The sequence below is a fragment of the Rhizobium hidalgonense genome (genome assembly GCF_002914525.1).
Lineage (GTDB): Bacteria > Pseudomonadota > Alphaproteobacteria > Rhizobiales > Rhizobiaceae > Rhizobium > Rhizobium hidalgonense.
The window spans coordinates 200,175-223,282 of the sequence record NZ_LODW01000022.1 but is presented as its reverse complement, the minus strand read 5'-3'; the positions used below and the strand labels follow the sequence as shown (position 1 = coordinate 223,282).

The following is a 23,108-nucleotide window of genomic DNA, read 5'->3' as shown; positions in this document are numbered from 1 at the left end:
GCAAATTGAAGTGCGATTGTTGGCCATCCAAAACAGGAGGAGCATCCCATGCACGAGATTGGTCATTTCATCGGCGGCAAGCACATCGCCGGCACCAGCGGCCGCGTCAGCAACGTCTATAATCCGGCAACCGGCGAAGTGCAGGCGACGGTCGCGCTCGCCAGCGTCGACGAGATGCGCGCCGCCGTCGAAAACGCCAAGGCTGCGCAGCCGAAATGGGCTGCCACCAATCCGCAGCGCCGCGCCCGCGTCTTCTTCAAATTCGTCGAACTCCTGAACAAGCACATGGACGAACTTGCCGAGCTGATCTCCAAGGAACACGGCAAGACGATCGAGGATGCCAAGGGCGACGTCATCCGCGGTCTCGAAGTCTGCGAATTCGTCTGCGGCATTCCGCATCTCGCCAAGGGCGAGTTCACCGAGGGTGCAGGCCCGGCGATCGACATGTATTCGATCCGCCAGCCGGTCGGCATCGGCGCCGGCATCACTCCGTTCAACTTCCCCGGCATGATCCCGATGTGGATGTTTGCGCCGGCGATCGCCTGCGGCAACGCCTTTATCCTGAAGCCCTCCGAGCGTGATCCTTCCCTGCCGATCCGTCTCGGTGAACTGATGATCGAGGCCGGCCTGCCGGCCGGCATTCTCAACGTCGTCAACGGCGACAAGGCTGCCGTCGACGCGATCCTCACCGATCCCGATATCGGCGCCGTCTCCTTCGTCGGCTCGACGCCGATTGCCCGCTACGTCTATGGCACGGCGGCGATGAACGGCAAGCGCGCCCAGTGCTTCGGCGGCGCCAAGAACCATATGATCATCATGCCGGATGCCGATATGGACCAGGCCGTCAACGCGCTGATGGGCGCCGGCTACGGTTCGGCCGGCGAGCGCTGCATGGCGATCTCGGTTGCCGTTCCGGTCGGCGAAGAGACAGCCAACCGCCTCGTCGAGAAGCTGACGCCGAAGATCGAATCGCTGCGCATCGGCCCCTACACCGACGAGAAGGCCGACATGGGCCCGCTCGTCACCAAGGAAGCCTATACCCGTGTTCGCGGCCTGATCGACCGCGGCATCGAGGAAGGCGCCAAGCTCGTCGTCGACGGCCGCGATTTCAAGCTCCAGGGTTATGAAGATGGCTATTTCGTCGGCGGTTGCCTGTTCGATCATGTCACGCCCGAGATGGATATCTACAAGACCGAGATCTTCGGACCTGTCCTCTCTGTCGTTCGCGCCCAGAACTACGAGGAAGCGCTGTCGCTGCCGATGAAGCACGAATACGGCAACGGCGTCGCAATCTATACCCGCGACGGCGATGCCGCCCGTGATTTCGCCTCGCGCATCAATATCGGCATGATCGGCATCAACGTTCCGATCCCGGTTCCGCTCGCCTACCACTCCTTCGGCGGCTGGAAGGCCTCGAGCTTCGGCGACCTCAACCAGCACGGCACGGATTCGATCAAGTTCTGGACGAAGACCAAGACCGTCACCGCCCGCTGGCCCTCCGGCATCAAGAGCGGCGCAGAATTCGTCATGCCGACGATGAAGTGATCAACGCGATCATCGAGCTGCAATTCGGGGGCCTTACGGCCCCCGTTTCATTTGAGCACTATCTGGCCATTCTGGATTACAACCAGAAGATCTTGGAGCTGGATTGACGTCGCGGCAAATGGCCTCATAAGCTGAATGCGAATTTCATATTTTGGAATTGTTCAAAACTACCAAACCGCCTATATAGGTCTGAACAGGCACGAGTCAGGAGAATGGCATGCGGTTGACGAAGCAGACCAACTATGCGGTTCGCATGTTGATGTATTGTGCTGCCAACGACGGGCACCTGAGCCGGATTCCGGAAATTGCCAGGGCTTATGGTGTTTCCGAACTCTTTCTCTTCAAGATCCTCCAGCCGCTGAACAAGGCGGGTCTGGTGGAGACGGTGCGTGGCCGCAATGGCGGTGTACGCCTGGGCAAGCCGGCCGCCGAGATTACGCTCTTCGACGTGGTTCGGGTGACGGAAGACAGTTTCGCCATGGCCGAATGCTTCGAGGATGACGGCGTGGTCGAGTGTCCGCTGGTCGATAGCTGCGGCTTGAACTCGGCGCTGCGCAAGGCGCTTAACGCCTTCTTCGCCGTGCTGTCGGAATATTCCATCGACGACCTCGTCAAGGCGCGTCCGCAAATCAATTTCCTTCTCGGGATTACCGGCGAGCAGCCCTATCGCAAACCCGCAATCGTTGCGCCCGCCGCCTGAATTTAAACAGCAGGACAGAGTTTTGAAACCGCGGTTGCCCCGGCAATCGCGGTTTTTGTTTGCCGCGTCTCCCTGGCGCGGCAAGAGATAAAAATCCTCGGCGTGGCACGCGAATCCGATCGATCGCGACACGCATAAGAGGCGCAATTATCCAAAATACGACGAAATCCCGGACGTTTTTATCCGAAAATGTCCGAATGAGGCCGATTTTTGACTGAAAATTTCTAAAATTGTCCAACTGGAAAAATTTTCTCCTTAGCCCGTTGCTTTCAGTAGATAAATGTCGTTCCATCGACCGTCGATCGGGATGCATATCTGCGGTCTCCAGACATCAAAAAAGAACAACCGGGAAACAATATTATGAAAAAGATCTCTGTCATGCTGGCAGCGACGGCCCTGATTTCGGTCATGGCAACGTCGGCCTGGTCCAAGACCCTTGTCTATTGCTCCGAGGGCTCGCCGGAAGGCTTCGACCCGAGCCTCTATACGGCAGGCACGACCTTCGACGCCTCGTCGCGCACGGTCTATAGCCGTCTGGTCGAATTCAAGCATGGCGGCACAGAGATCGAACCGGGTCTGGCCGATAGCTGGAGCGTTTCGGCCGACGGCACCGAATACACCTTCAAGCTTCATCCCGGCGTCAAGTACCAGACCACCGACTTCTTCACGCCGACGCGCGATTTCAACGCCGACGACGTCGTGTTCTCCTTCGAGCGCCAGCTGAAAGCCGACAATCCGTGGAACAAGTATGTCGAGGGCGGTTCCTACGAATACGCCGCCGGCATGGGCTTCCCGGATCTGATCAAGTCGATCGAGAAGGTCGACGACCTCACGGTCAAGTTCACGCTCAACCATCCCGAAGCGCCGTTCCTTGCCGACCTCGCCATGGACTTCGCCTCGATCGTTTCCAAGGAATATGCCGACAAGCTCGCCGCCGACGGCAAGATGGCGCAGCTCAACCAGCAGCCGCTCGGCACCGGCCCCTTCACCTTCGTCGCCTACCAGCCGGATGCCGTCATCCGCTACAAGGCCAACGAAACCTATTTCAAGGGCAAGGAAAAGATCGACGATCTGGTTTTCGCCATCACCTCTGATGCCGCCGTCCGCGCTCAAAAGCTGAAGGCCGGCGAATGCCACCTGATCCCCTATCCGAATGCGGCCGACGTTCCCGAACTGAAGAAGGACGGCAACCTGACAGTGATGGAACAGGCCGGCCTCAATGTCGGCTTCCTCGCCTACAACACCCAGATGGCCCCGTTCGACAAGTCGGAAGTTCGCCGCGCGCTGAATATGGCGATCAACAAGCAGGCGATCATCGACGCCGTCTTCCAGGGTGCAGCGGCCGTTGCCAAGAACCCGATCCCGCCGACAATGTGGTCCTATAACGACGCCGTCCAGGACGACAAGTACGATCCGGATGCCGCCAAGAAGGCGCTCGCCGATGCCGGCGTCAAGGATCTCAGCATGAAGGTCTGGGCGATGCCGGTGTCGCGTCCCTACATGCTGAATGCGCGCCGCGCCGCCGAACTGATCCAGGCCGATTTCGCCAAGGCCGGCGTCAAGGTCGAGATCGTCACCCATGAATGGGCCGAATATCTGAAGCTCTCCTCCGACGTGAAGCGCGACGGCGCCGTCATCCTCGGCTGGACCGGCGACAACGGCGACCCTGACAACTTCATGGATACGCTGCTTGGCTGCGATGCCGTCGGCGGCAACAACCGCGCTCAGTGGTGCAACAAGGAATATGACGACCTGATGACCAAGGCCAAGCTGACCGCCGATGTCGGCGAGCGGACCAAGGCCTATGAGCAGGCGCAGCTGATCTTCAAGAAGGAAGCGCCCTGGGCGACCCTCGATCACTCGCTGGTCTTCGTTCCGATGAGCAAGAAGGTCTCCGGCTTCTTCATGGATCCGCTCGGCATTCACCGCTTCGACGGCGTCGACGTATCCGAATAACAAGAAAAATGTAAGAATGCCCAGCAGAGCTGGGCGAAGCCGGCGGTCAGGCACCCCCTGACCGCCGGAAACTATTGGATATCTGCCATGTTGCGTTTTTTCATCGGCCGCCTCGCGGTGCTGATCCCGACATTCCTCGGCGTTTCCCTCATTGCCTTCTCATTCATCCGCATGCTTCCCGGCGACCCCGTCATGCTTTTATCGGGTGAACGTGTGATGGCGCCGGAACGGCACGCCCAGATCATGCACGATCTCGGCTTCGACCGGCCCATGTACGTGCAGTATTTCGATTATCTCGGAAAGATTCTGCACGGCGATCTCGGGACCTCGATCGTCACCAAACGGCCCGTTCTCGGCGAATTCCTGACGCTGTTTCCGGCGACGCTGGAACTTTCCTTCTGTGCCATCATTCTCGCTGTCTGTCTTGGCGTGCCCGCCGGCATCTTTGCCGCCGTCAAGCGAGGCACGTGGTTCGACCAGAGCGTGATGGGTGTGGCGCTCATCGGTTATTCGATGCCGATTTTCTGGTGGGGCCTGCTGCTGATCATCTTCTTCTCCGGCTATCTCGGCTGGACGCCGGTTTCCGGCCGCATCTCGCTGATGTATTTCTTCAAGCCGGTCACCGGATTCATGCTGATCGACAGCCTGCTGTCCGGCCAGAAGGGCGCGTTTTCCTCGGCCGTCAGCTATCTCATTCTGCCGACCATCGTGCTGGCGACCATCCCGCTTGCCGTCATTGCGCGTCAGACGCGCTCGGCGATGCTCGAGGTTCTCGGCGAGGATTATGTCCGCACGGCGCGCTCGAAAGGGCTGAAGCCGCTGCGCGTCGTCGGCGTGCACGCGCTGCGCAATGCGATGATCCCGGTCATCACCACGATCGGCCTGCAGATCGGCGTTCTTCTGGCCGGCGCCATTCTCACCGAGACGATCTTCTCCTGGCCGGGCATCGGCAAATGGATGGTCGATTCGGTGTTCAAGCGCGACTACGCCGTTGTCCAGGGCGGTCTTCTGCTGATCGCCGGCGTCATCATGCTGGTCAACCTGATTGTTGATGTCCTCTACGGCTTCATCAATCCGCGCATTCGTCACTAGGAGCGGTTCATGAGCACCGTCACCGTCAAGACCGGCCAGCCATCCGCCGCTGCGGAGTTCTGGCACTATTTCTCCCGCAACAAGGGCGCCGTCATCGGCCTCGTCGTTTTCATCGTCATCCTGGTCGTCGCAATCTTCGCGCCGGTCTTTGCGCCGCATGCGCCGAACGAGCAGAACCGCCAGGCGCTGCTGGCCGTGCCGGCCTGGATGGAGGGCGGCAGCATCTCCTTCCCGCTCGGAACGGATGCCGTCGGACGCGATATCCTGTCGCGCCTGATCTACGGCGCGCGCTTCTCGCTCTTCATCGGCGTTGTCGTCGTCACGCTGTCGGTCGTATGCGGCGTGCTGATCGGCCTCGTCGCCGGCTATTTCCGCGGCAAGGTCGATACGGCGATCATGCGCCTGATGGATATCATCCTGGCCTTCCCATCGCTGCTGCTCGCCCTCGTGCTGGTGGCTGTGCTCGGGCCCGGCCTGACCAATGCGATGATCGCGATTTCGCTGGTCAACCAGCCGCATTTTGTCCGGCTGACGCGCGCGTCGGTCATTTCGGAGCGCGAGAAGGAATATGTGATCGCCTCGCGTGTTGCCGGCGCCGGCACCTTCCAGCTGATGTTCAAGACGATCCTGCCGAACTGTCTTGGGCCGCTGATCGTCCAGGCGACGCTCGCCTTCTCGGCGGCGATCCTCGATGCCGCCGCTCTCGGCTTCCTCGGTATGGGCGCCCAGCCGCCGACGCCTGAATGGGGCACGATGCTGGCCGAATCCCGTGAGTTCATCTCGCGCGCCTGGTGGGTCGTAACATTCCCGGGTCTCGCCATCCTCATCACCGTTCTCGCCATCAACCTGATGGGTGACGGCCTGCGCGATGCGCTTGACCCCAAGCTGAAGAGGTCGTGATGGCACTTCTCGAAATTGAAAATCTGACCGTCGAATTCCAGACCTCTTCCGGTCTGTTCCGGGCCGTCGACCGCGTATCGCTTGCCTGCGACAAGGGCGAGATCCTGTCGGTCGTCGGTGAATCCGGCTCGGGCAAATCCGTTGCCATGCTGGCCCTGATGGGGCTTCTGCCCTGGACGGCGAAGATCACCGCCGATCGCATGCAGTTCGACGGCCAGGATTTGCGCGGGATCTCCGGCCGCCAGCGCCGCAGGATCGTCGGCAAGGACATGGCGATGATCTTCCAGGAGCCGATGTCGAGCCTGAACCCGTGTTTTACCGTCGGCTTCCAGCTCGGCGAGACCCTGCGTGTCCATATGGGCCTCAACCGGAGGGAACGGCGCGAACGGTCGATCGAACTCCTGAACCTCGTCGGCATTCCAGCGCCCGAGGATCGCCTGTCGAACTTCCCGCATCAGATGTCCGGCGGCATGAGCCAGCGCGTCATGATCGCCATGGCGCTCGCCTGCAATCCGAAGCTCTTGATCGCCGACGAGCCGACAACCGCGCTCGACGTGACGATCCAGGCGCAGATCCTCGATCTGCTCGTGCGGCTGCAGAAGGAGCAGGGCATGGCGCTGGTGCTGATCACCCACGACATGGGTGTCGTTGCCGAAACCGCCGAGCGCGTGCAGGTGCAATATGCCGGCCAGAAGGTCGAGGAGCAGCCGGTGAGAGCGCTGTTCCGCGATCCGCATCACCCCTATACCGCCGCCCTGCTTGCCGCCTTGCCGGAACGCGCTGAGGTCGGCCAGCGCCTGCCCTCGATCGCCGGCGTCGTTCCCGGCCAGCACGGCCGCCCGACCGGCTGTCTGTTTGCGCCGCGCTGCGGCTACGCCACGGTCGAATGCGATCGCGGTGTCGTGCGCCAGGGGCCGGAGCTTGGGCTGGCGCTGTGCAACTATCCTTTGAAGGACGGCAAGCCGCTCGGCCATCCCGGCGTCATGGCCGTTGAAACTGCAGGAGACCTGGTATGACGGGCGCCGTTCTCGAGGGCAGGGATCTCGCCCGCTTCTACACAGTCAACCGCGGTCTCTTCAAAGCCCATGCCACGGTCAAGGCGCTGAACGGCGTCAGCTTCAGCCTCCATTCCGGCAAGACGCTCGCCGTCGTCGGCGAATCCGGCTGCGGCAAGTCGACGCTTGCCCGTCTTGTCACCATGATCGAGAATCCGACGGCCGGCGAATTGCTGATCGACGGCAAGCCGGCGCGCGTCGGCGACCGCAGCCTGCGCAGCCAGGTGCAGATCGTCTTCCAGAATCCTTATGGCTCGCTCAACCCGCGCCAGAAGGTTGGCGCGATCCTCGAAGAGCCGCTGAAGATCAATACCGATCTCAACGCCGCGGCCCGCCGCCGCAAGGTGGAGGAGATGATGGCCCGCGTCGGCCTGCGTCCGGAACATCACGGTCGTTACCCCCATATGTTCTCCGGGGGCCAGCGCCAGCGCATCGCCATTGCCCGCGCCCTGATGCTGCGGCCGAAAGTGCTGGTGCTCGACGAGCCGGTTTCGGCGCTCGACCTGTCGATCCAGGCGCAGGTGCTGAACCTGTTGATGGATCTGCAGAAGGAGATGGGGCTTGCCTATCTGTTCATCTCGCACGGCCTTTCCGTCGTCCATCATATCGCCGACGAGGTGATGGTGATGTATCTCGGCCGCCCGGTCGAAACCGGTCCCGCCGCCGAGGTCTTCGCAAGGCCGCGTCACCCCTATACGGCAGCCTTGCTGTCGGCCACACCGATTGCCGATCCCGAGCGCGAGAAGAACCGCATCCGCCTGCAGGGCGAATTGCCGTCACCGCTGAAGCCGCCGTCGGGCTGTCACTTCAATCCGCGCTGCTGGAAGGCGCAGGACTATTGCCGCCAGGTTTCGCCCGAATTAAGCGGAGAAGGCACGCAACAATATGCCTGTCACTTCCCGCTCGATTGAGCGGGGAGCCGGAGCAATTCCAGGCAAAGCGCGAAGCGCTTTTGCCAGGAATTGCGTAGACAAGAGTTAGATGCTGGGAGAAGCCATGCCCGATGAGCGGACGAACAAACCCCATGCGATCATCGTCATGGGTGTCAGCGGCTGCGGCAAGTCCTCGGTCGGCGAAAAGCTCGCCGAGGCTCTGCACCTGACCTTCGTCGAAGGCGACGCGCTTCACCCGGCAGCCAATGTCGAAAAGATGTCGAAGGGCACTCCGCTGACCGATGACGACCGGATGCCCTGGCTCGACCGCATCGGCGAAGACATCAAAACATCGCTTGAGGGAGGCGAGGGCATCATCGTCTCCTGCTCGGCGCTGAAGCGCATCTATCGCGACAGGCTGAGAGAGGCTGCCGGCGGCAATCTCTTCTTCGCCTACCTCGAAGGCTCCAGGGCGCTGCTGACGAAACGCATGGGCGAGCGCAAGGGCCATTTCATGCCGGTCTCGCTGCTCGAAAGCCAGTTGGCGACGCTGGAGGTTCCCACAGGCGAGCCAGGCGTCGTCACCGTTGATATCGACGATACGATCGATGGCATTGCGACATCGGCGCTCCGGGGCCTCAAGGCGCTTGGGGTCACGGCTTGAAGCGCTGCGGCGAATAGGCCGTGATATCGATAAACGGCGTCTCGCCGGTCATCAGTTCTGCAAGCACGCGTCCGGTCACCGGCCCGAGCGTCAGCCCGTGATGGGCATGACCGAAGGCGAACCACAGGCCCTGATGGCGCGGCGCCTTGCCGATAACAGGCATCATGTCGGGTGTGCAGGGGCGCGCGCCCATCCAGGGTTCGGGATCGAGCCTGTCTCCGAGCGGGAAGATCGTGCGCGCCACGGCTTCGGCCCGGTCGAGCTGGACCGGCGTCTTCGGCGCGTCGAGCGTTGCGAACTCCGCCCCCGTGGTCAGGCGGATGCCGCGGTGCATCGGCGCCAGCAGATAGCCGCGTTCGGCATCGAGCATCCAGTTGTGGAGCACGGCATCGCCCTTGGCGGCATAATGCATGTGATAGCCGCGCTTGACGCCGAGCGGAAAGGAATAGCCGAGCCGGCGTGTCGCAACGGCCGCCCAGGGGCCGAGCGCGATCACCGCATCGTCGGCCTCGAGCGAACCGTCCGCCGTCATGATCTTCCAGCCGGAGCCGAACGGACCGAGCGAGGCGGCGTCCCCTGTGACGAAGCGGCCGCCGAGGCTTTCGAAATAGTGCCGATAGGCCGAGGTCAGCGCCTGCGGATCGAGCACCGACCAGGGATCGCGCCAGCGGATGCCGCCGGCAAAATCGCCTGTTAGATCGGGTTCCATGCGAGCTATGTCGGCCGAGGTCAGGCTGTCATATTCGACCCCGAATTCATTCTGCCAAAGTGCGGCCTCCGCCAGGGCTCCATCGCGCTTGGCCGGCGTCCGGAAAAGCTTCATCCAGCCATCCCTGCGGATCAGCGCTTCCGCATGCGACGCCTCGATCAGATCCTTGTGTTCGGCAATCGAATTTTCGATCAACGGCGCATAGGCCCGCGTGATGATCGCGTGCCGCCGCGCATTCGAATTCCACCAATAGCGGGCGAGAAAGGCGACTTGGCTGGGCAGCGCGCGGAGGTGATAATGCGCATCGATGCGGTTGTTCAGCGCATAACGCAGGAGAAGGCCGAGCTGTTGGGGAAAGCCGTAGGGCGCGACACCTTCGCGCTGAATCAGCCCGGCATTGCCGAAGGAGGTTTCGCTGCCCGGTTCCTTGCGGTCGACCAGCGTCACCTGCCGGCCGCGCTGTTGAAGATGGATGGCCGTCGACACGCCGACGATGCCGGCGCCGAGCACGATAACGTTCTTCGTCATTTCCCTGCATTCCGCTCTGTTGTCGGGGTGAAAATGCCCCTGCCGATAGGATGGCGCAAACGAAAAATCGCATTCATTTCAAAATCATTGCGCTTTTCAGTGCGGCATTTTCAGCCTTGATGCGGATATAGAGAACGCAGGCGTTGAGAAGCGAAAAGCCGATCGCGTAGAACGGCAGACCAAAGGCCAGCGGAAGGGCGGCGATCTCGCCGACGACGATCGCGTAGTTCGGATGCTGGAGGAAGCGGTAGGGGCCCGAGGTGACCAGCGGCGCGCCGGGCAGGACGATGATGCGCGTCGTCCAGCGGTCTTTCAGCGTCGCCAGCACCCAGAGCCTGAGCGCCTGCAGCCCGATGAACACGGCAAACCAAAAAAGCTCGACCGGCCTGCCGGGCGCTAGCAGCCAGAGGCCGATGAGCCAGACGGCATGCAGCGCCACCATGGCAGGATAATGCTCCGGCGCTACCTCCCTGGCACCTCTGGCGAGAAGGGCGGCTGTGTTGCGCTGGGCAAGCACGAGTTCGCCGAGCCGCTGCAGGGTCACAAACGCCAGAAGCGCGAGCGACGGCCACATCATGCGACCCTCCTGAGCGTCACGCAGCTCGCCGAAAAGCCCGGCCCCATGGCAATCATCGCCGAACGCTCCGGCAATCCCGCTTGGATCGCCCGCTCCAGCACGAACAGAATGGTCGGCGACGACATGTTGCCATATTCGGAAAGCACGGCGCGCTCGTGATCCAGAGTGCGCGGCGACAGCGAAAGCGCACTCTCCAACGCCGCCAACACTTTCGTTCCGCCGGGATGGCAGATGAAGCGGTCGATATCGCCTGATGTCAGCCCGTTGCGCGCCAGTATGGCCGTCACCGCGGGGCCGAGCTCGCGTTCGGCAAAGGGCGGCAGCGATTGCGCCAGCACGATGCCGAAACCGCCATCGTCGATCTTCCACCCCATGATATCGAGCGTATCGGGAAAGAGATGTTCGCCTGTTGATTCCACCTCCGCCAGCCCGCCTTCGCCGGATCGCAGCACGCAGGCGGCAGCCCCATCGCCGAAAAGCGCCGTCGCGATGATGTTCGGCCGCGTCAGCTCATCCAGCCGGAAGGCCAGCGTGCAGAGCTCGATCGAGACGAACAGCACGACGGCGTCCGGCCTGCCCCGCGCCAGTCGCGAGGCGATCGCAAAGCCCGACACGCCGGCAGCACAGCCGAGCCCGAACACCGGGACGCGCTCGATATCGGCCCTGAAACCCATCCGGCGGGCCATCTGCGCATCGAGGCTCGGCGTCGTAAAACCGGTCGAGGAGACCGTCACGACACAGTCGACATCGCCGGCGTCAAGCCCGGCCTGACGAAGGGCCGAGCTGGCGGCCTTGACGAACAACTCGCCCGCCACCTCGGCATAGGCCTGCATTCGATCCTGCCAGCCATGCGGCTCGTCGAACCAGGCAAGTGGCCGCGCCGCATGGCGCTTTTGAATGCCGGCGCTATCGAAGACGCGGGCAAGATGGCGGAAATCCTCGAAACGGTCGGCAAACAGCCGGGCGGAGGCTTCGACCGCTTCTTTCTGGAAAATGACATGTTCGGGGGCGGCGGTGGCGAGGCTTATGAGTTTCACGCTATCGGTCACAGATTTCTCCTTGTCGTTCCCGGCGGAACGACGGAAAACACGCGGTCCCGATAATTTATTCGGCTTCGTGGCTTCACGAAGCAGTGATGAAGAAAATGGGAAGGCCTCCGAATAAAGCGAGGTGCAGCGGTGTTCTCTCCTCGCAACGTCACTTCTCGAGGAGTTTTCCCTATGACGATCATGACAGTCCGTTTCGCTTCCATCCTTCTCGGCGGCTGCCTTGCCGCTTTCGTTTTCTCTGCGCCGGTCTTTGCGGCGGGCAATGACAGCAGCACGATGCCGACCTGCAAGAAGGGCGAGATCTACGACCAGAAGACCAAGAAATGCGTCAAGCAGCAGAGCGCCAATGTTTCGGACGAGAACCGTACCGACTATGCCTATTCGCTGGCGAAAGCCGGCCGCTATGAAGAGGCGCTTGCCATGCTCGACACGGTGAAGGACCAGAACACGGCCGAAGTGCTGAACTATCGCGGCTATGCCACCCGCAAGCTCGGCCGCACCGACGAAGGCATCTCCTATTACCTGCAATCGGTGAAGATGGACCCGCAATACGCCAAGGTCCGCGAATATCTCGGCGAAGCCTATGTCATCAAGGGCCAGCTCGATCTCGCCAAGGACCAGTTGAAGTCGATCAAGGCGATCTGCGGCACGGGCTGCGAGGAATATCAGGATCTGAACGCGGCAATCCTCGACCCGTCGAAGATCTGATCCGCCCGGCAGAGCGGGAAAACGGAACCACGAAGGATATCCGAATGTCGGTCGCGCCCACCCGGTTTCCCGCCTATAGTCGCGCAAGAATGGAATCGCCGGTTCATCCGGCGGTTCCCAGACATGCAAGATCGTCGGAGGCGGCCATCGCGAGCGCAGCGGATATCAGGAGCGGCCTGACGGAAAATCTGCCAAGGCTCTGGCGTTATGGCCTCGTTCTCTCGCATCAGCGCGATGTCGCCGACGACCTGGTGCAGGCGACCTGCCTGCGCGCCCTGGAGCGCGCCGATCAGTTTACCCCCGGCACCCGGCTCGATCGCTGGCTGTTTTCGATCCTGCATTCGATCTGGCTGAACGAGATCCGCTCGCGCCGGGTGCGCCAGGGCCAGGGTTTTGTCGATGCCGGCGAGGCGCTGACCTTCGATGGCGCCCACGATACCGAAACGCAGGTGATGGCGGCGCAGCTGTTGAAACGGGTGAATGCGCTGCCCGAAGCGCAGAGAACGGTGGTTTTCCTCGCCTATGTCGAAGGACTTTCCTATCGCGAGGTTGCGGGCATACTGGATATTCCGATCGGAACCGTGATGAGCCGGCTGGCGGCTGCCCGCGCCAAGCTCTCCGACGACGGGCGGGAAGGGGGACGGCAATGAATACGAGAGACACCATTCCTTCCGACGAGGACCTCACAGCCTTCATCGATGGCGAACTGACGGCGGAAGAGGCCGCCCGCATCGAAACCCTCGCCAATGAAGATGAAGCCGTCGCCGAGCGGCTGGAGTTCCTGTCGCGCGCCAGCCTGCCGTTCGCGCAGGCCTTCGCCCCGCTGCTATCGGAAGCCCCGCGCGAGAAACTGGAGAAAATGCTCGCCGCCATCCCCGCGCCTGCAAGCGCAAAATCCGGCTCCCCACCCGCATTCGCCACCCGCCGCCGCTTCCTCGGCGCGCTTGCCGCCGCGCTGGTGGCCGGCATCGCCATCGACCGCGCCGTCATCGGCATCGGCAGAGGCTTATCGGCGAGGGACGAAAACAGCGAATGGCGCGCCGTCGTCGCCGACTATATTTCCCTCTATACGCGAGAAACTCTCGCCGGCCCGGTTCCAGCCACAGATGTCCAGGCAGCCCAGCTCAGCGCCTTCGACGAAAAACTCGGCCTGTCGCTTTCACCCGAAGCCGTCGCGCTTCCGGGCATCGATTTCAAACGCGCTTTGCTTCTGCAATATGACGGCAAGCCACTCGCCCAGATCGCCTATCTCGACCCCGAAACCGGCCCGATGGCGCTCTGCATCGTTAGGTCTGACCGGGGGCCGAAGCCGCCGGATCTCGAAAGCCGCAAGGGCATGAACGTCGTCTACTGGTCGAACGGCACGCACGCCTTCATGCTGATCGGCCGTGCGGCGGCGGACAGGATGGCGACGATTGCCGATGGGGTGCGGGGAAGGATGGCTGTGTGACTGGCTATTGACCCTGCGCGACATCTGACGGGATGCTGCTATCGATTTCGTGTGAGGAACTGGCCGAGGCGGTTGGCAATCTTCGATGCCCAGAACACGGGGGTTGAGATCTTGAAGCCGTGGTCGGCAAGGGCTCGCAGCACTTCCTTGTTCTGGCGCGATATGTTTTGGACGTTTTTGTTTGTGGCGCCCCCCAAGCGCATCCTGACCAGCACGCGGGGGATATAAATGGTTTTGATACGCGCGACTTCCAGAAATCGCATCATAAGCTCGACGTCGGCTGCTAGGCGATAACGCAGATCAAACGTCCCAAACCGTTCATAGATGCGACGTCGAACATAGAAGGTTGGATGCGGCGGACACCAGCCGCGCCCAAAGGAACCGGATTTAAACGCACAGGATTTCCAATAACGGACTTTGCGATCGGTATTCTGGTTGGAAACATAGATGAGATCGCCGTAGCAGCCGTCATAGGCTTCGTCTTCCAGCGTGGCCGCCACGATTTCGAGGGAGCCGTTACTCTCGAAAGTGTCGTCCGCATTTAGGAATCCGATGATGTCGCCGGTCGCAAGGCCAATCCCCTTGTTCATCGCTTCATAGATACCTCCGTCCCGTCCCGAAAGTACGCGGCGGTTCTCCGCCGGTGCCGAAGCAATGATGGCGAGCGTCGAATCACTTGAGCCACCGTCAATGACGATGTGCTCGAAATCGCGGTAGGTTTGCGTATCGATGGACCGCAACGTATCGGCAATGGTCCGCTCGGCGTTCCAGCAAACAGTGATGAGGCTTATCCGGGGGGGACGTGGATCGGCAGTGTCTGCAGCCATTTAGCGGGTGTCTTGCTCATATTCCAAGGGGCGAAATTTGGCTAATCCGTAGCAGACGGAAAGGCGGCGTCGCAATCCAGTATAGCAAATTATCCTCGACCAATGCCCGATTGATGAGGGGTTGGGCTACTTCCCGTCTCGGTAAGTGCATTGCATGCCGATCGATCTATCTGTAGTGAGCAGTGTCGAACGGCGACGTCATCACGAAGGCTCGTGAATGCGCGCGGATTTACCAGTTGCAGGAGGTCTCTTGTCTTCGAAGAAAAAGCTGCGCAAGGGCATCTTGCTCGCCGGGGGCTCGGGCACCCGGCTCCATCCCGCGACCCTCGCCATTTCGAAGCAACTTCTCCCGGTTTTTGACAAGCCGATGATCTATTATCCCCTGTCGACGCTGATGCTTGCAGGTATCCGAGATATCCTGATTATCTCTACGCCGCAGGACACGCCGCGCTTTGAACAGTTGCTGGGTGACGGCGCCCAATGGGGATTGAATCTTCAGTACGCCGTGCAGGCCGCGCCGGAAGGCATTCCCCAAGCATTTTCGATCGGCAGGGAATTCATCGGGCAAGAGGCAACTGCCCTCGTGCTTGGCGACAATATCTTTTACGGCAACCTCCTGACGCATGATTTATCCGCGGCTTCCGAAAGATCCGATGAAGCGACGATCTTCGCGTATAAAGTCCACGATCCCGAACGGTATGGGGTCGTGGAATTTGACGGGCAGGGTAAAGTCCTCACCTTGGAGGAAAAGCCATCCAGGCCTCGCTCTTCCTACGCTGTGACGGGTTTATATTTCTACGACAATGACGTGCTCGACATCGCTGCCGGTCTGAAACCCTCGTCGCGCGGTGAAACCGAAATTACCGACATCAATCGGCATTATTTGTCGGCCGGCAGGCTGAACGTCGCCGTCCTGGGAAGAGGGCATGCGTGGCTGGATACGGGCACGCACGATTCACTTCTTGAAGCCAGCCAGTTCATTGCCACCATCGAGCGGCGCCAAGGGCTGAAAATCGCATGCCCCGAAGAAATCGCCTTTCATTTGGATTACATAGATGCCGAGCAATTACTAAGGCTGGCGGCTCCACTTGAAAAGAGTTCTTACGGTCGATACCTCATCAGCTTGGTGAGGGAGCCAGCTCCGCATTTCCCAACCGGCTGAACCGGGCAAAACTGGAAGATCAATCTTGTCTGCTTTTACCTTGCTTACGTTAAAGACGATGACCGACGGCCGAGGCGCGCTGACCGTCATGGACGGAATACTGCCATTTCCGGTCGTCCGGAGCTTCTGGATCTATGGAGCCGACGGATATACACGCGGGGGCCATCGTCATCACCAGACGCGACAGGCGCTGGTGGCGCTTTCGGGAAGCGTGATGGTTTTGATGGACGATGGAAAAGCCCGCGAGGAGATTACCTTGTCGTCACCGGACCAGTGCCTCCTGGTAGAGCCAAGGGACTGGCACGAGATGACCTTCGGTCCCGGTTCGATCCTGCTCGTTTTTGCCTCTCGCGGATATGATAAGGATGATTACATCGACACTCCCTATGAACGGCTCTGAGATGATTGAGTATGAAAGTCTTGCGCAGGCCAACCGTGCGCTGATGGAAGAGCTGGAGGCTGTTGCTTCCCGCGTTATTCGTTCCGGGTGGTACATACTTGGGAATGAGGTCTCCTCGTTTGAAGCGGAATTCGCCGCCTTCGCGGAAAGCAAACATTGCATCAGCGTGGCCAACGGTCTGGATGCGCTGATCCTGTCAATCGAAGCGCTCGACCTGCCAAAAGGCAGCGAGATCATGGTTGCCTCCAATACCTATATAGCCACGATCCTCGCAATTCTGCGCGCCGGCCACAAACCCGTTTTGGTGGAGCCCGAACGCGAAACCTTCAATATCGATCCGGAGCGCCTTCCTGCGGCGCTCACACGTCACACCCAGGCCATCTGTGTGACGCATCTTTTCGGCAAAGCCTGCCGGATGACCGAGATCGCCGCGTTTGCAAGCGAGCACGGTCTCAAAGTGATCGAGGATTGCGCGCAGTCCCATGGCGCGCGTTATGATGACAAGCTGACCGGCACCTTCGGAATCGCCGGCTGCTTCAGCTTCTATCCGACCAAGAATCTTGGTGCCCTGGGAGATGCGGGTGCGATCGTCACGGATGATGAGGACTTTGCCGATCGCTTGAGGCACATGCGCAATTACGGCTCGAAGAAAAAATATGAGAACGTCTATATCGGTGTAAATTCCAGACTTGACGAGATGCAGGCGGCATTTCTGCGGGTCAAGCTGCGCTACCTCGATCAGGTGACTGAACATAAGCGGGCACTGGCCGATATCTATTTCGACAATCTGCCCAAATGGCTCGCGCAGCCGCTTCGTCGACCTGCCGAGTATGACGTGTTTCATATTTTCGGGATACGACACCCAGCCCGCGATGAATTGCGTCGGTGGCTGCTCGATAATGGGGTCAAGACCGAGATACATTATCCGATTGCGCCGCATAGGCAGAAGGCAATGCAAGGCATTCTTTCCGGCGATTATCCCATTGCAGATGAGTTGCATGCCACCGAGCTGAGCCTGCCGATTTCGGCCGGGCATAGCCGCGATGAGATCGAGCGTGTCTGCAACCTTCTTGCGGCGCTCCCGGAAAATCTGAAGTTGGCGGCATGACAGAGCAATTGAAAGGACCGGCCTCGGCACGTGAGGATGATGATTGGGATATCGTTATCAGGCCTTCCAAGGGCAATACGCCGGATCTCGGCCTTGTCTGGCAATATCGCGATCTCGTCTGGATGTTCTTCAAGCGGGATTTCACGACATTTTACAAACAGACCATTCTCGGGCCTGTCTGGTACATCATTCAGCCGTCGCTGACGGCGATGACCTATTATGTCGTGTTCGGAAAAATCGCCAATCTTTCGACGGATGGCCTTCCGCCCTTTCTGTTTTACATGTCGGGCACAATCATCTGGAGCTATTTTTCTGCCTGTCTGACCAATAACTCCGAAGTCTTCTCGAAGAACGCCAATCTGTTCGGAAAGGTTTATTTTCCGAGACTCGTGGTGCCGCTGTCAGTTGCGATGAGTGGCCTTGTCGCCTTTGCGATCCAGTTCCTGCTCTTGTTGACGGTTTCCATTGGCCTGAAAATTGCCAATCCCGATCTGGCCGTGAGCTATTGGTTCCTGTTTCTGACGCCGCTGGTGCTGCTCTATATCGCCGTGCTGGGCATTGGTGCCGGCCTTGTCGTTTCGGCGCTGACGGTGCGTTTCCGAGATCTTGTCTACGCCGTCGGGTTCATGACGCAACTCTGGATGTATGGTACGCCGATCGTGTACCCCTTCAGCCAGATTCCGGAACGGTATCATTGGTTCTATTATATCAATCCAATGACGACGCCAGTTCAAACCTTCCGCTGGGCGCTATTTGACGCTCCCGCCTTGCCCGTCGGTCTTTGCCTCGCCAATCTCGCAGTGACTGTCGCAATAACCCTATGCGGGCTGGCACTTTTCTCGCGGGCGGAAGCCAACGCGATGGATACCGTCTGATGAACGACATCGTTATTCGAGCGGAGCACGTCAGCAAACTATATCGTCTTGGCGTCATCAATCACGGCACTCTCTATCGCGACCTTCAGAGCTGGTGGGCGAAGTGGCGCAACCTTCCGGATCCGAACATTTCGGTATCTGACCACACGTCCGCCCGCGGCGCGCGGTCGCGGCTGAAGGGAGACATCTTCCACGCGCTGGATGACGTCTCTTTCGAGGTCGGGCACGGCGAGATCGTCGGCATTATCGGCAGGAACGGAGCCGGAAAATCCACACTGCTGAAGGTGATGTCGCGTATCACCATGCCCAACTCGGGCTTCATCGGCATACGAGGCAGAATTGCCAGCCTGCTTGAGGTCGGCACTGGATTTCATCCGGAACTCACCGGTCGGGAGAACGTCTATCTGAATGGCGCCATCCTCGGGATGAGCCGTGCTGAGGTTAGGTCGAAATTCGACGAAATTGTCGAGTTTGCGGAGATCGGCGAATTCATCGATACGCCGGTGAAGCGGTATTCGTCCGGCATGTATGTCCGCCTGGCCTTCTCCGTCGCGGCGCATCTCGAGCCGGAAATACTCTTGGTCGACGAGGTATTGGCCGTCGGCGACGTCAACTTTCAGAACAAATGCATGGGGCGCATGCAGGAGGTCACCAAGGCCGGCCGAACGATTATCTTTGTCAGCCACAATATGACGGCGATCAGCAGCATCTGCCCGAAATCGATCCTGATGGCCGACGGCAAAGTCGCTGCGATGGGCGATACCGCAGATGTGATAAAAGCCTACCTCGACCGCCCGGAATTCGGCGGCACGGCAATTTACTCGGTCAACCCCGAGGACGTCGATGGAAAGGCGGTCATTTGCCGTGTTGCGGTACTGAACGAGAAGGACGAGCTTTCGGGCACGGTAGAACTGTCTAAGGGCTTTTCCGTTGAGATCGAATACGAATTGAGGGAGCCTCTTTCCGGCCTCTCAGTCGGAATGCAGATCATGATGGAGGATGGCTATACCCCCCTCGTCAGTCTTTCCGATCCCGAGCTCGACCTTGGGCGCCTCGACACCCGGCCAGCCGGCTATTATCGAGCCCGCGTCAAATTTCCCGGATGTCTTCTGAATACGGGCACGTTCTACGTGCGGCTGGGGATATCGAGCCGGTTCTCGATATATTCCGTCGCCGAGGGTATTCGGTTTGACGTAGAGGACAATGTGGGAATCATCCAGATGCTGGGTCAGCAACGGAAGCCGTCGATTTCGGCGATACAGTTGCCTTGGGCGGTTGAGAAGGTCTTCCTGCGTGATTCTGAGGGTGTTTTGAAATGAAGAAAGCGCTTGTCACCGGGGCGGACGGGTTCATCGGCTCTCATCTTGTCGAGACGCTGGTCAGATCGGGCGTCGAAGTTCGCGCCCTCTGCCAGTACAATTCGTTTTCCAGTTGGGGCTGGCTGGACCAATCGGAATACCGCGGCAAGTTCGAGGTGATCCTTGGAGACGTCCGCGATCCGGCGCAGATGCGCTCCGTCGCCAGAGGTGTCGACACCATCTTCCATCTTGCCGCTCTGATTGCCATTCCCTACTCTTATCAGGCCCCGTCAAGCTATATAGACACCAATGTGCATGGAACGTTGAACGTTCTTCAAGGGGCTCTCGACGCCGGTGTCGGAAGGGTGATCCAGACCTCGACGAGCGAAGTCTACGGCACGGCGCGTTTTGTGCCGATCAGCGAGAGCCATCCACTGCAGGCGCAGTCGCCCTATTCGGCGTCCAAAATTGGTGCCGATGCGATCGCCTACAGCTATCATTCGAGCTTTGACCTGCCGGTGACGATTGCACGGCCCTTCAACACCTTTGGCCCGCGACAATCCGCAAGGGCGGTTATTCCGACCGTGATTTCACAGCTTCTGAGCGGACGAACGAAGTTGAAGCTTGGTGCGCTTTCACCGACGCGGGATTTCAATTTCGTGCAGGATACGTGCGACGGTTTTCTGGCGCTCGCGGCCTGCGACCAAGCCGTCGGCCGGACGGTCAATATCGGCTCCGGCAGCGAGATCTCGATCGGCGATACCGTTCAACTGATCGCCGACATTCTTGGCGTCAACGTCGAGATCGAATGCGACGAACAGCGTTTGCGTCCGGCAAACAGTGAAGTGGAACGCTTGTGCTGTGACAACGGCCTGATCAGGTCTCTGACGGGATTTTCGCCGCGTTACAGCTTGGAAGACGGTCTGAAGGCAACGATCGAATGGCTGCGCCAGCCTGAGAATCTGACGCGGTATAAGGCGGATATTTTCAATGTCTAGGCGCGCGGTCATTCTGGCCGGGGGAATGGGAACGCGGCTGCGGCCCTATACCGTCGTCCTTCCAAAACCTCTGATGCCGATCGGCGATTACCCTATTCTTGAGGTCATCATTCGTCAGCTGATCTCAGGCGGGTTCGAGCACATAACGCTTGCCGTCAACCATCAGGCCGAATTGATCAAGGCGTTTTTCCAGGACGGCGATAAATGGGGCGTGCGCATCGACTATTCCCTCGAGGACGAACCACTCGGCACCATGGGACCGCTACGGCTGATCAAGGATTTGCCAGAGAATTTCCTGGTGATGAATGGCGATATCCTGACGGATCTCGACTATGCCGATTTTCATGACACCCATGTCCGCGATGGCAATATATTCACGATCTCGTCCAAGACGCGTCAGCATCGCATTGACTATGGCGTTCTTGATACCAACGAGGCAGGACGCCTGACCGGCTTCCGGGAGAAGCCGACGGCCGAGTATAAGGTCAGCATGGGCGTCTACATGGTGTCGTCTGGGGCCGTCGAGCATATACCGCAACGCGGCGCTTACGGCTTTGACCATTTGATGTTGGATCTTTTGGCGGCCGGCAAGCCGGCCACCGTTCGCGATTTTCAAGGTTACTGGCTCGATATCGGACGCCCCGACGATTATGCATTGGCGATCGAGCAGTTCGAAACCATGAAATCCAGGTTCTTGAATGGTTGATGCCATCGTCACCGGTGCTGGCGGCTTTCTCGGGAAGCGTCTGGTAGAGCGGCTTATACAGGCTGGCATTGATGTGCTTGCGCTTGACCGAACACATGGCGACATAGGCGAAGAACGCCTTTGGCAGGAGCTTCCGGCGGCGCGAACGCTGTTTCATCTTGCCGGCAGGACATTCGTTCCGGATAGCTGGACACAGGGGCCGAGCTTCATGGCCGCCAATGTTCTCGGTACGCAGCATGCTTTGACCTGGTGCAAGCGACACAAGGCCAAACTCGTCTTCGCAAGCGCTTATGTTTATGGAGTGCCGGAACGGCTGCCGATCCACGAAAGCGATCCGGTCAAGCCGAACAACCCATACGCGCTCTCCAAACATCTTGCCGAACAACTCTGTGAGTTCGCTGCCACATACGAGCAGATACCGGTGGTGGTATTGCGCCTTTTCAATATATATGGCGCAGGGCAGCGGCCCGAATTTCTGATCCCGACGCTTCTGGATCAAATAAGGGCGAAGAAGGAAATCCAGGTTCTGGATCTGAGCCCGCGGCGTGACTATGTATTTGTTGCCGATGTGCTGAGCGCCTTTACCAAGGCCATGGATGTGGCAGAAGGTTACCACTGCATCAATATCGGCTCCGGAAAGTCGTATTCGGTGCAGGAAATCATCGATATCTTGCAGAAAGCCGCCGGCACTGATCTACCTGTAGTGTCGTCTTGCGCTGTTCGGCGGAATGAAATACCTGACGTGCGGGCCGATATTGAGCGGGCTCGAGCCGTTCTCGGATGGTGGCCGGAATGGGATCTGCCGGCCGGCATCGGCGTGATGATGAAGGAGTCGTGAATTGAACGAGCGTTACGTTCCGATCAATAAGGGCAACTACTCGATGGACACGGACGAGCGCGAAGCCGCGTTCGACAAATACCGTGGCGAGGGGTGGGAAGCCGAATACGCGGATTACCGTCGCAAATGGTCGGAATATGCCTTGAACCAGCAGGTTTCGGATTACCCGCTGCTGGTCGACCTCGAGCTGGCGTCGATCTGCAACCTGCGCTGCCCGATGTGCTATACGATTAGCGACGAATTCAAGAAGAGCGTCAATACGACCCGGATGGACTGGGACCTCTATTGCCGCATCATCGATGAGATCGGCGGCAAGGTTCCTGCGATCCGTCTGTCCCTGCGCGGCGAGGCCACGCTGCACAAGCGTTTCGCCGACTGTGTGCGCTATGCCAAGGACCACGGGATCAAGGAAGTCTCGACCCTGACGCATGGCTTCAAGCTCAACAGAGACTATTTCGCCCAGCTCGTCGATGCCGGCATCGACTGGATCACCGTTTCGATCGACGGCACCGGTGAGACCTATGAGAAGATCCGCAAGCCGATCAAGTTCCAGGCTCTGCTCGACAAGATCAAGGACATAAAGAAATACAAGGACGAGCGCGGTCTCCATCGTCCTGTCATCAAGGTGCAGGGCATTTGGCCGGCAATCCGGGAAAATCCTGATCTTTATTACGATACCTTCGCGCCTTACGTGGATCTCGTCGCCTTCAATCCGCTGATCGATTATCTCGGCAACGATTCAGACATCGCCTATCTCGACAATTTCACCTGCCCGCAGCAGTACCAGCGTTTGGTGATCGGTGCCGACGGATTGGTCATGAAGTGCTCGAACGACGAGGAAAACCGTGAGGTTATCGGCAATGCGAACACCGAAACCGTGCACCAGATATGGCACGGGGAAAAAATGAACGCCGTCCGCGCTTTGCACAAGGAACCGCAGGGCTTCCTCAAGAGCGAGGTCTGCCGCAGGTGCTACCTACCGAGAGAGACCAATGACGAAACCGCGCAGATTTGCGGCAGACAGGTCATTGTCCGGAATTACGTCGATCGGAACCAGGAAATCGGGCGATAATCGACTGAATACGCGCGCA

At 59.6% G+C, this 23,108-nt stretch carries 24 protein-coding genes; 20 read left to right on the top strand and 4 right to left on the bottom strand.

Going from position 1 to position 23,108, the window contains the following annotated elements; translation table 11 throughout:
- The first annotated feature begins 48 nt into the window (after positions 1-48).
- The 8 genes from ATY29_RS02420 (at position 49) to ATY29_RS02385 (ending at position 8,784) form a co-directional block, all read left to right on the top strand.
- Complete coding sequence (locus tag ATY29_RS02420; RefSeq protein ID WP_097534927.1) at positions 49-1,545, top strand: CoA-acylating methylmalonate-semialdehyde dehydrogenase; 1,497 nt, start codon at positions 49-51, stop codon at positions 1,543-1,545.
- A 217-nt stretch (positions 1,546-1,762) separates the two neighbouring features.
- Positions 1,763-2,245: an iron-responsive transcriptional regulator RirA gene (gene rirA / locus ATY29_RS02415; protein WP_003570210.1), complete on the top strand. Its 483-nt coding sequence runs from the start codon at positions 1,763-1,765 to the stop codon at positions 2,243-2,245.
- Between the two features lie 360 nt (positions 2,246-2,605).
- Positions 2,606-4,201, top strand: a complete 1,596-nt coding sequence (locus tag ATY29_RS02410) for an ABC transporter substrate-binding protein (RefSeq protein ID WP_097534925.1) — start codon at positions 2,606-2,608, stop codon at positions 4,199-4,201.
- 87 nt (positions 4,202-4,288) lie between these two features.
- A complete protein-coding gene (locus ATY29_RS02405) occupies positions 4,289-5,293 on the top strand; it encodes an ABC transporter permease subunit (protein WP_025415376.1) in 1,005 nt (334 codons plus the stop codon).
- Positions 5,294-5,302: 9 nt separating this feature from the next.
- The gene (locus ATY29_RS02400; protein ID WP_097534923.1) at positions 5,303-6,193 is read left to right on the top strand and encodes an ABC transporter permease subunit; all 891 of its coding nucleotides are present in this window, start codon (positions 5,303-5,305) and stop codon (positions 6,191-6,193) included.
- A complete protein-coding gene (locus ATY29_RS02395) occupies positions 6,193-7,209 on the top strand; it encodes an ABC transporter ATP-binding protein (protein ID WP_097534921.1) in 1,017 nt (338 codons plus the stop codon). Before ATY29_RS02400 ends, ATY29_RS02395 begins: the two co-directional genes overlap by 1 nt.
- Positions 7,206-8,159 (top strand): peptide ABC transporter ATP-binding protein, encoded by a 954-nt coding sequence (locus tag ATY29_RS02390; protein ID WP_097534919.1) that lies wholly within the window; start codon positions 7,206-7,208, stop codon positions 8,157-8,159. Before ATY29_RS02395 ends, ATY29_RS02390 begins: the two co-directional genes overlap by 4 nt.
- Before the next feature lie 85 nt (positions 8,160-8,244).
- Complete coding sequence (locus ATY29_RS02385) at positions 8,245-8,784, top strand: gluconokinase (RefSeq protein WP_097534917.1); 540 nt, start codon at positions 8,245-8,247, stop codon at positions 8,782-8,784.
- Here the strand turns inward: ATY29_RS02385 and ATY29_RS02380 are convergent.
- The 3 genes from ATY29_RS02380 to ATY29_RS02370 form a co-directional block, all read right to left on the bottom strand.
- Positions 8,774-10,021: an NAD(P)/FAD-dependent oxidoreductase gene (locus tag ATY29_RS02380; protein ID WP_097534914.1), complete on the bottom strand. Its 1,248-nt coding sequence runs from the start codon at positions 10,019-10,021 to the stop codon at positions 8,774-8,776. The two genes, ATY29_RS02385 and ATY29_RS02380, sit on opposite strands and share 11 nt — an antisense overlap.
- Before the next feature lie 73 nt (positions 10,022-10,094).
- The gene (locus ATY29_RS02375) at positions 10,095-10,598 is read right to left on the bottom strand and encodes an isoprenylcysteine carboxyl methyltransferase family protein (RefSeq protein ID WP_097534912.1); all 504 of its coding nucleotides are present in this window, start codon (positions 10,596-10,598) and stop codon (positions 10,095-10,097) included.
- Positions 10,595-11,647: a type III polyketide synthase gene (locus ATY29_RS02370; protein WP_097534910.1), complete on the bottom strand. Its 1,053-nt coding sequence runs from the start codon at positions 11,645-11,647 to the stop codon at positions 10,595-10,597. The genes ATY29_RS02375 and ATY29_RS02370 overlap by 4 nt, the downstream gene beginning before the upstream one ends.
- Positions 11,648-11,818: 171 nt before the next feature.
- Between ATY29_RS02370 and ATY29_RS02365 the strand changes: the two genes are divergently transcribed.
- From ATY29_RS02365 to ATY29_RS02355, 3 genes are read left to right on the top strand one after another with little or no spacing between them, the layout of a single operon-like run.
- Positions 11,819-12,355 (top strand): tetratricopeptide repeat protein, encoded by a 537-nt coding sequence (locus ATY29_RS02365; protein WP_097534908.1) that lies wholly within the window; start codon positions 11,819-11,821, stop codon positions 12,353-12,355.
- A 44-nt stretch (positions 12,356-12,399) separates the two neighbouring features.
- Positions 12,400-13,005, top strand: coding sequence for an RNA polymerase sigma factor (locus tag ATY29_RS02360; RefSeq protein ID WP_097534906.1), 606 nt, complete (start codon positions 12,400-12,402; stop codon positions 13,003-13,005).
- Complete coding sequence (locus ATY29_RS02355; protein WP_097534904.1) at positions 13,002-13,805, top strand: anti-sigma factor family protein; 804 nt, start codon at positions 13,002-13,004, stop codon at positions 13,803-13,805. The genes ATY29_RS02360 and ATY29_RS02355 overlap by 4 nt, the downstream gene beginning before the upstream one ends.
- A gap of 38 nt (positions 13,806-13,843) precedes the next feature.
- Here ATY29_RS02355 and ATY29_RS02350 read toward each other — a convergent pair whose 3' ends face one another.
- Positions 13,844-14,632, bottom strand: a complete 789-nt coding sequence (locus ATY29_RS02350) for a glycosyltransferase family 2 protein (protein WP_097534902.1) — start codon at positions 14,630-14,632, stop codon at positions 13,844-13,846.
- Between the two features lie 250 nt (positions 14,633-14,882).
- Between ATY29_RS02350 and rfbA the strand changes: the two genes are divergently transcribed.
- From rfbA to ATY29_RS02305, 9 genes are read left to right on the top strand one after another with little or no spacing between them, the layout of a single operon-like run.
- The gene (gene rfbA / locus ATY29_RS02345; RefSeq protein ID WP_097534901.1) at positions 14,883-15,794 is read left to right on the top strand and encodes a glucose-1-phosphate thymidylyltransferase RfbA; all 912 of its coding nucleotides are present in this window, start codon (positions 14,883-14,885) and stop codon (positions 15,792-15,794) included.
- Positions 15,795-15,819: 25 nt separating this feature from the next.
- Positions 15,820-16,194 carry a sugar 3,4-ketoisomerase gene (locus ATY29_RS02340; protein ID WP_097534900.1) on the top strand — a complete coding sequence of 125 codons (375 nt, stop codon included), beginning with the start codon at positions 15,820-15,822 and terminating at the stop codon, positions 16,192-16,194.
- A 1-nt stretch (position 16,195) separates the two neighbouring features.
- Positions 16,196-17,302, top strand: coding sequence for a DegT/DnrJ/EryC1/StrS family aminotransferase (locus ATY29_RS02335; RefSeq protein ID WP_097534899.1), 1,107 nt, complete (start codon positions 16,196-16,198; stop codon positions 17,300-17,302).
- Positions 17,299-18,177: an ABC transporter permease gene (locus ATY29_RS02330; RefSeq protein WP_097534898.1), complete on the top strand. Its 879-nt coding sequence runs from the start codon at positions 17,299-17,301 to the stop codon at positions 18,175-18,177. Before ATY29_RS02335 ends, ATY29_RS02330 begins: the two co-directional genes overlap by 4 nt.
- The gene (locus tag ATY29_RS02325; RefSeq protein WP_097534897.1) at positions 18,177-19,496 is read left to right on the top strand and encodes an ABC transporter ATP-binding protein; all 1,320 of its coding nucleotides are present in this window, start codon (positions 18,177-18,179) and stop codon (positions 19,494-19,496) included. The genes ATY29_RS02330 and ATY29_RS02325 overlap by 1 nt, the downstream gene beginning before the upstream one ends.
- The gene (locus ATY29_RS02320; RefSeq protein ID WP_097534896.1) at positions 19,493-20,473 is read left to right on the top strand and encodes an NAD-dependent 4,6-dehydratase LegB; all 981 of its coding nucleotides are present in this window, start codon (positions 19,493-19,495) and stop codon (positions 20,471-20,473) included. Before ATY29_RS02325 ends, ATY29_RS02320 begins: the two co-directional genes overlap by 4 nt.
- Entirely contained in the window at positions 20,466-21,179 is a 714-nt protein-coding gene (locus ATY29_RS02315; RefSeq protein ID WP_097534895.1) for a nucleotidyltransferase family protein, read from the top strand. The genes ATY29_RS02320 and ATY29_RS02315 overlap by 8 nt, the downstream gene beginning before the upstream one ends.
- A complete protein-coding gene (locus ATY29_RS02310; protein WP_097534894.1) occupies positions 21,172-22,017 on the top strand; it encodes an NAD-dependent epimerase/dehydratase family protein in 846 nt (281 codons plus the stop codon). The genes ATY29_RS02315 and ATY29_RS02310 overlap by 8 nt, the downstream gene beginning before the upstream one ends.
- 1 nt (position 22,018) lies before the next feature.
- Positions 22,019-23,089, top strand: coding sequence for a radical SAM/SPASM domain-containing protein (locus ATY29_RS02305; protein ID WP_097534893.1), 1,071 nt, complete (start codon positions 22,019-22,021; stop codon positions 23,087-23,089).
- The last annotated feature ends 19 nt before the right edge of the window (positions 23,090-23,108 follow it).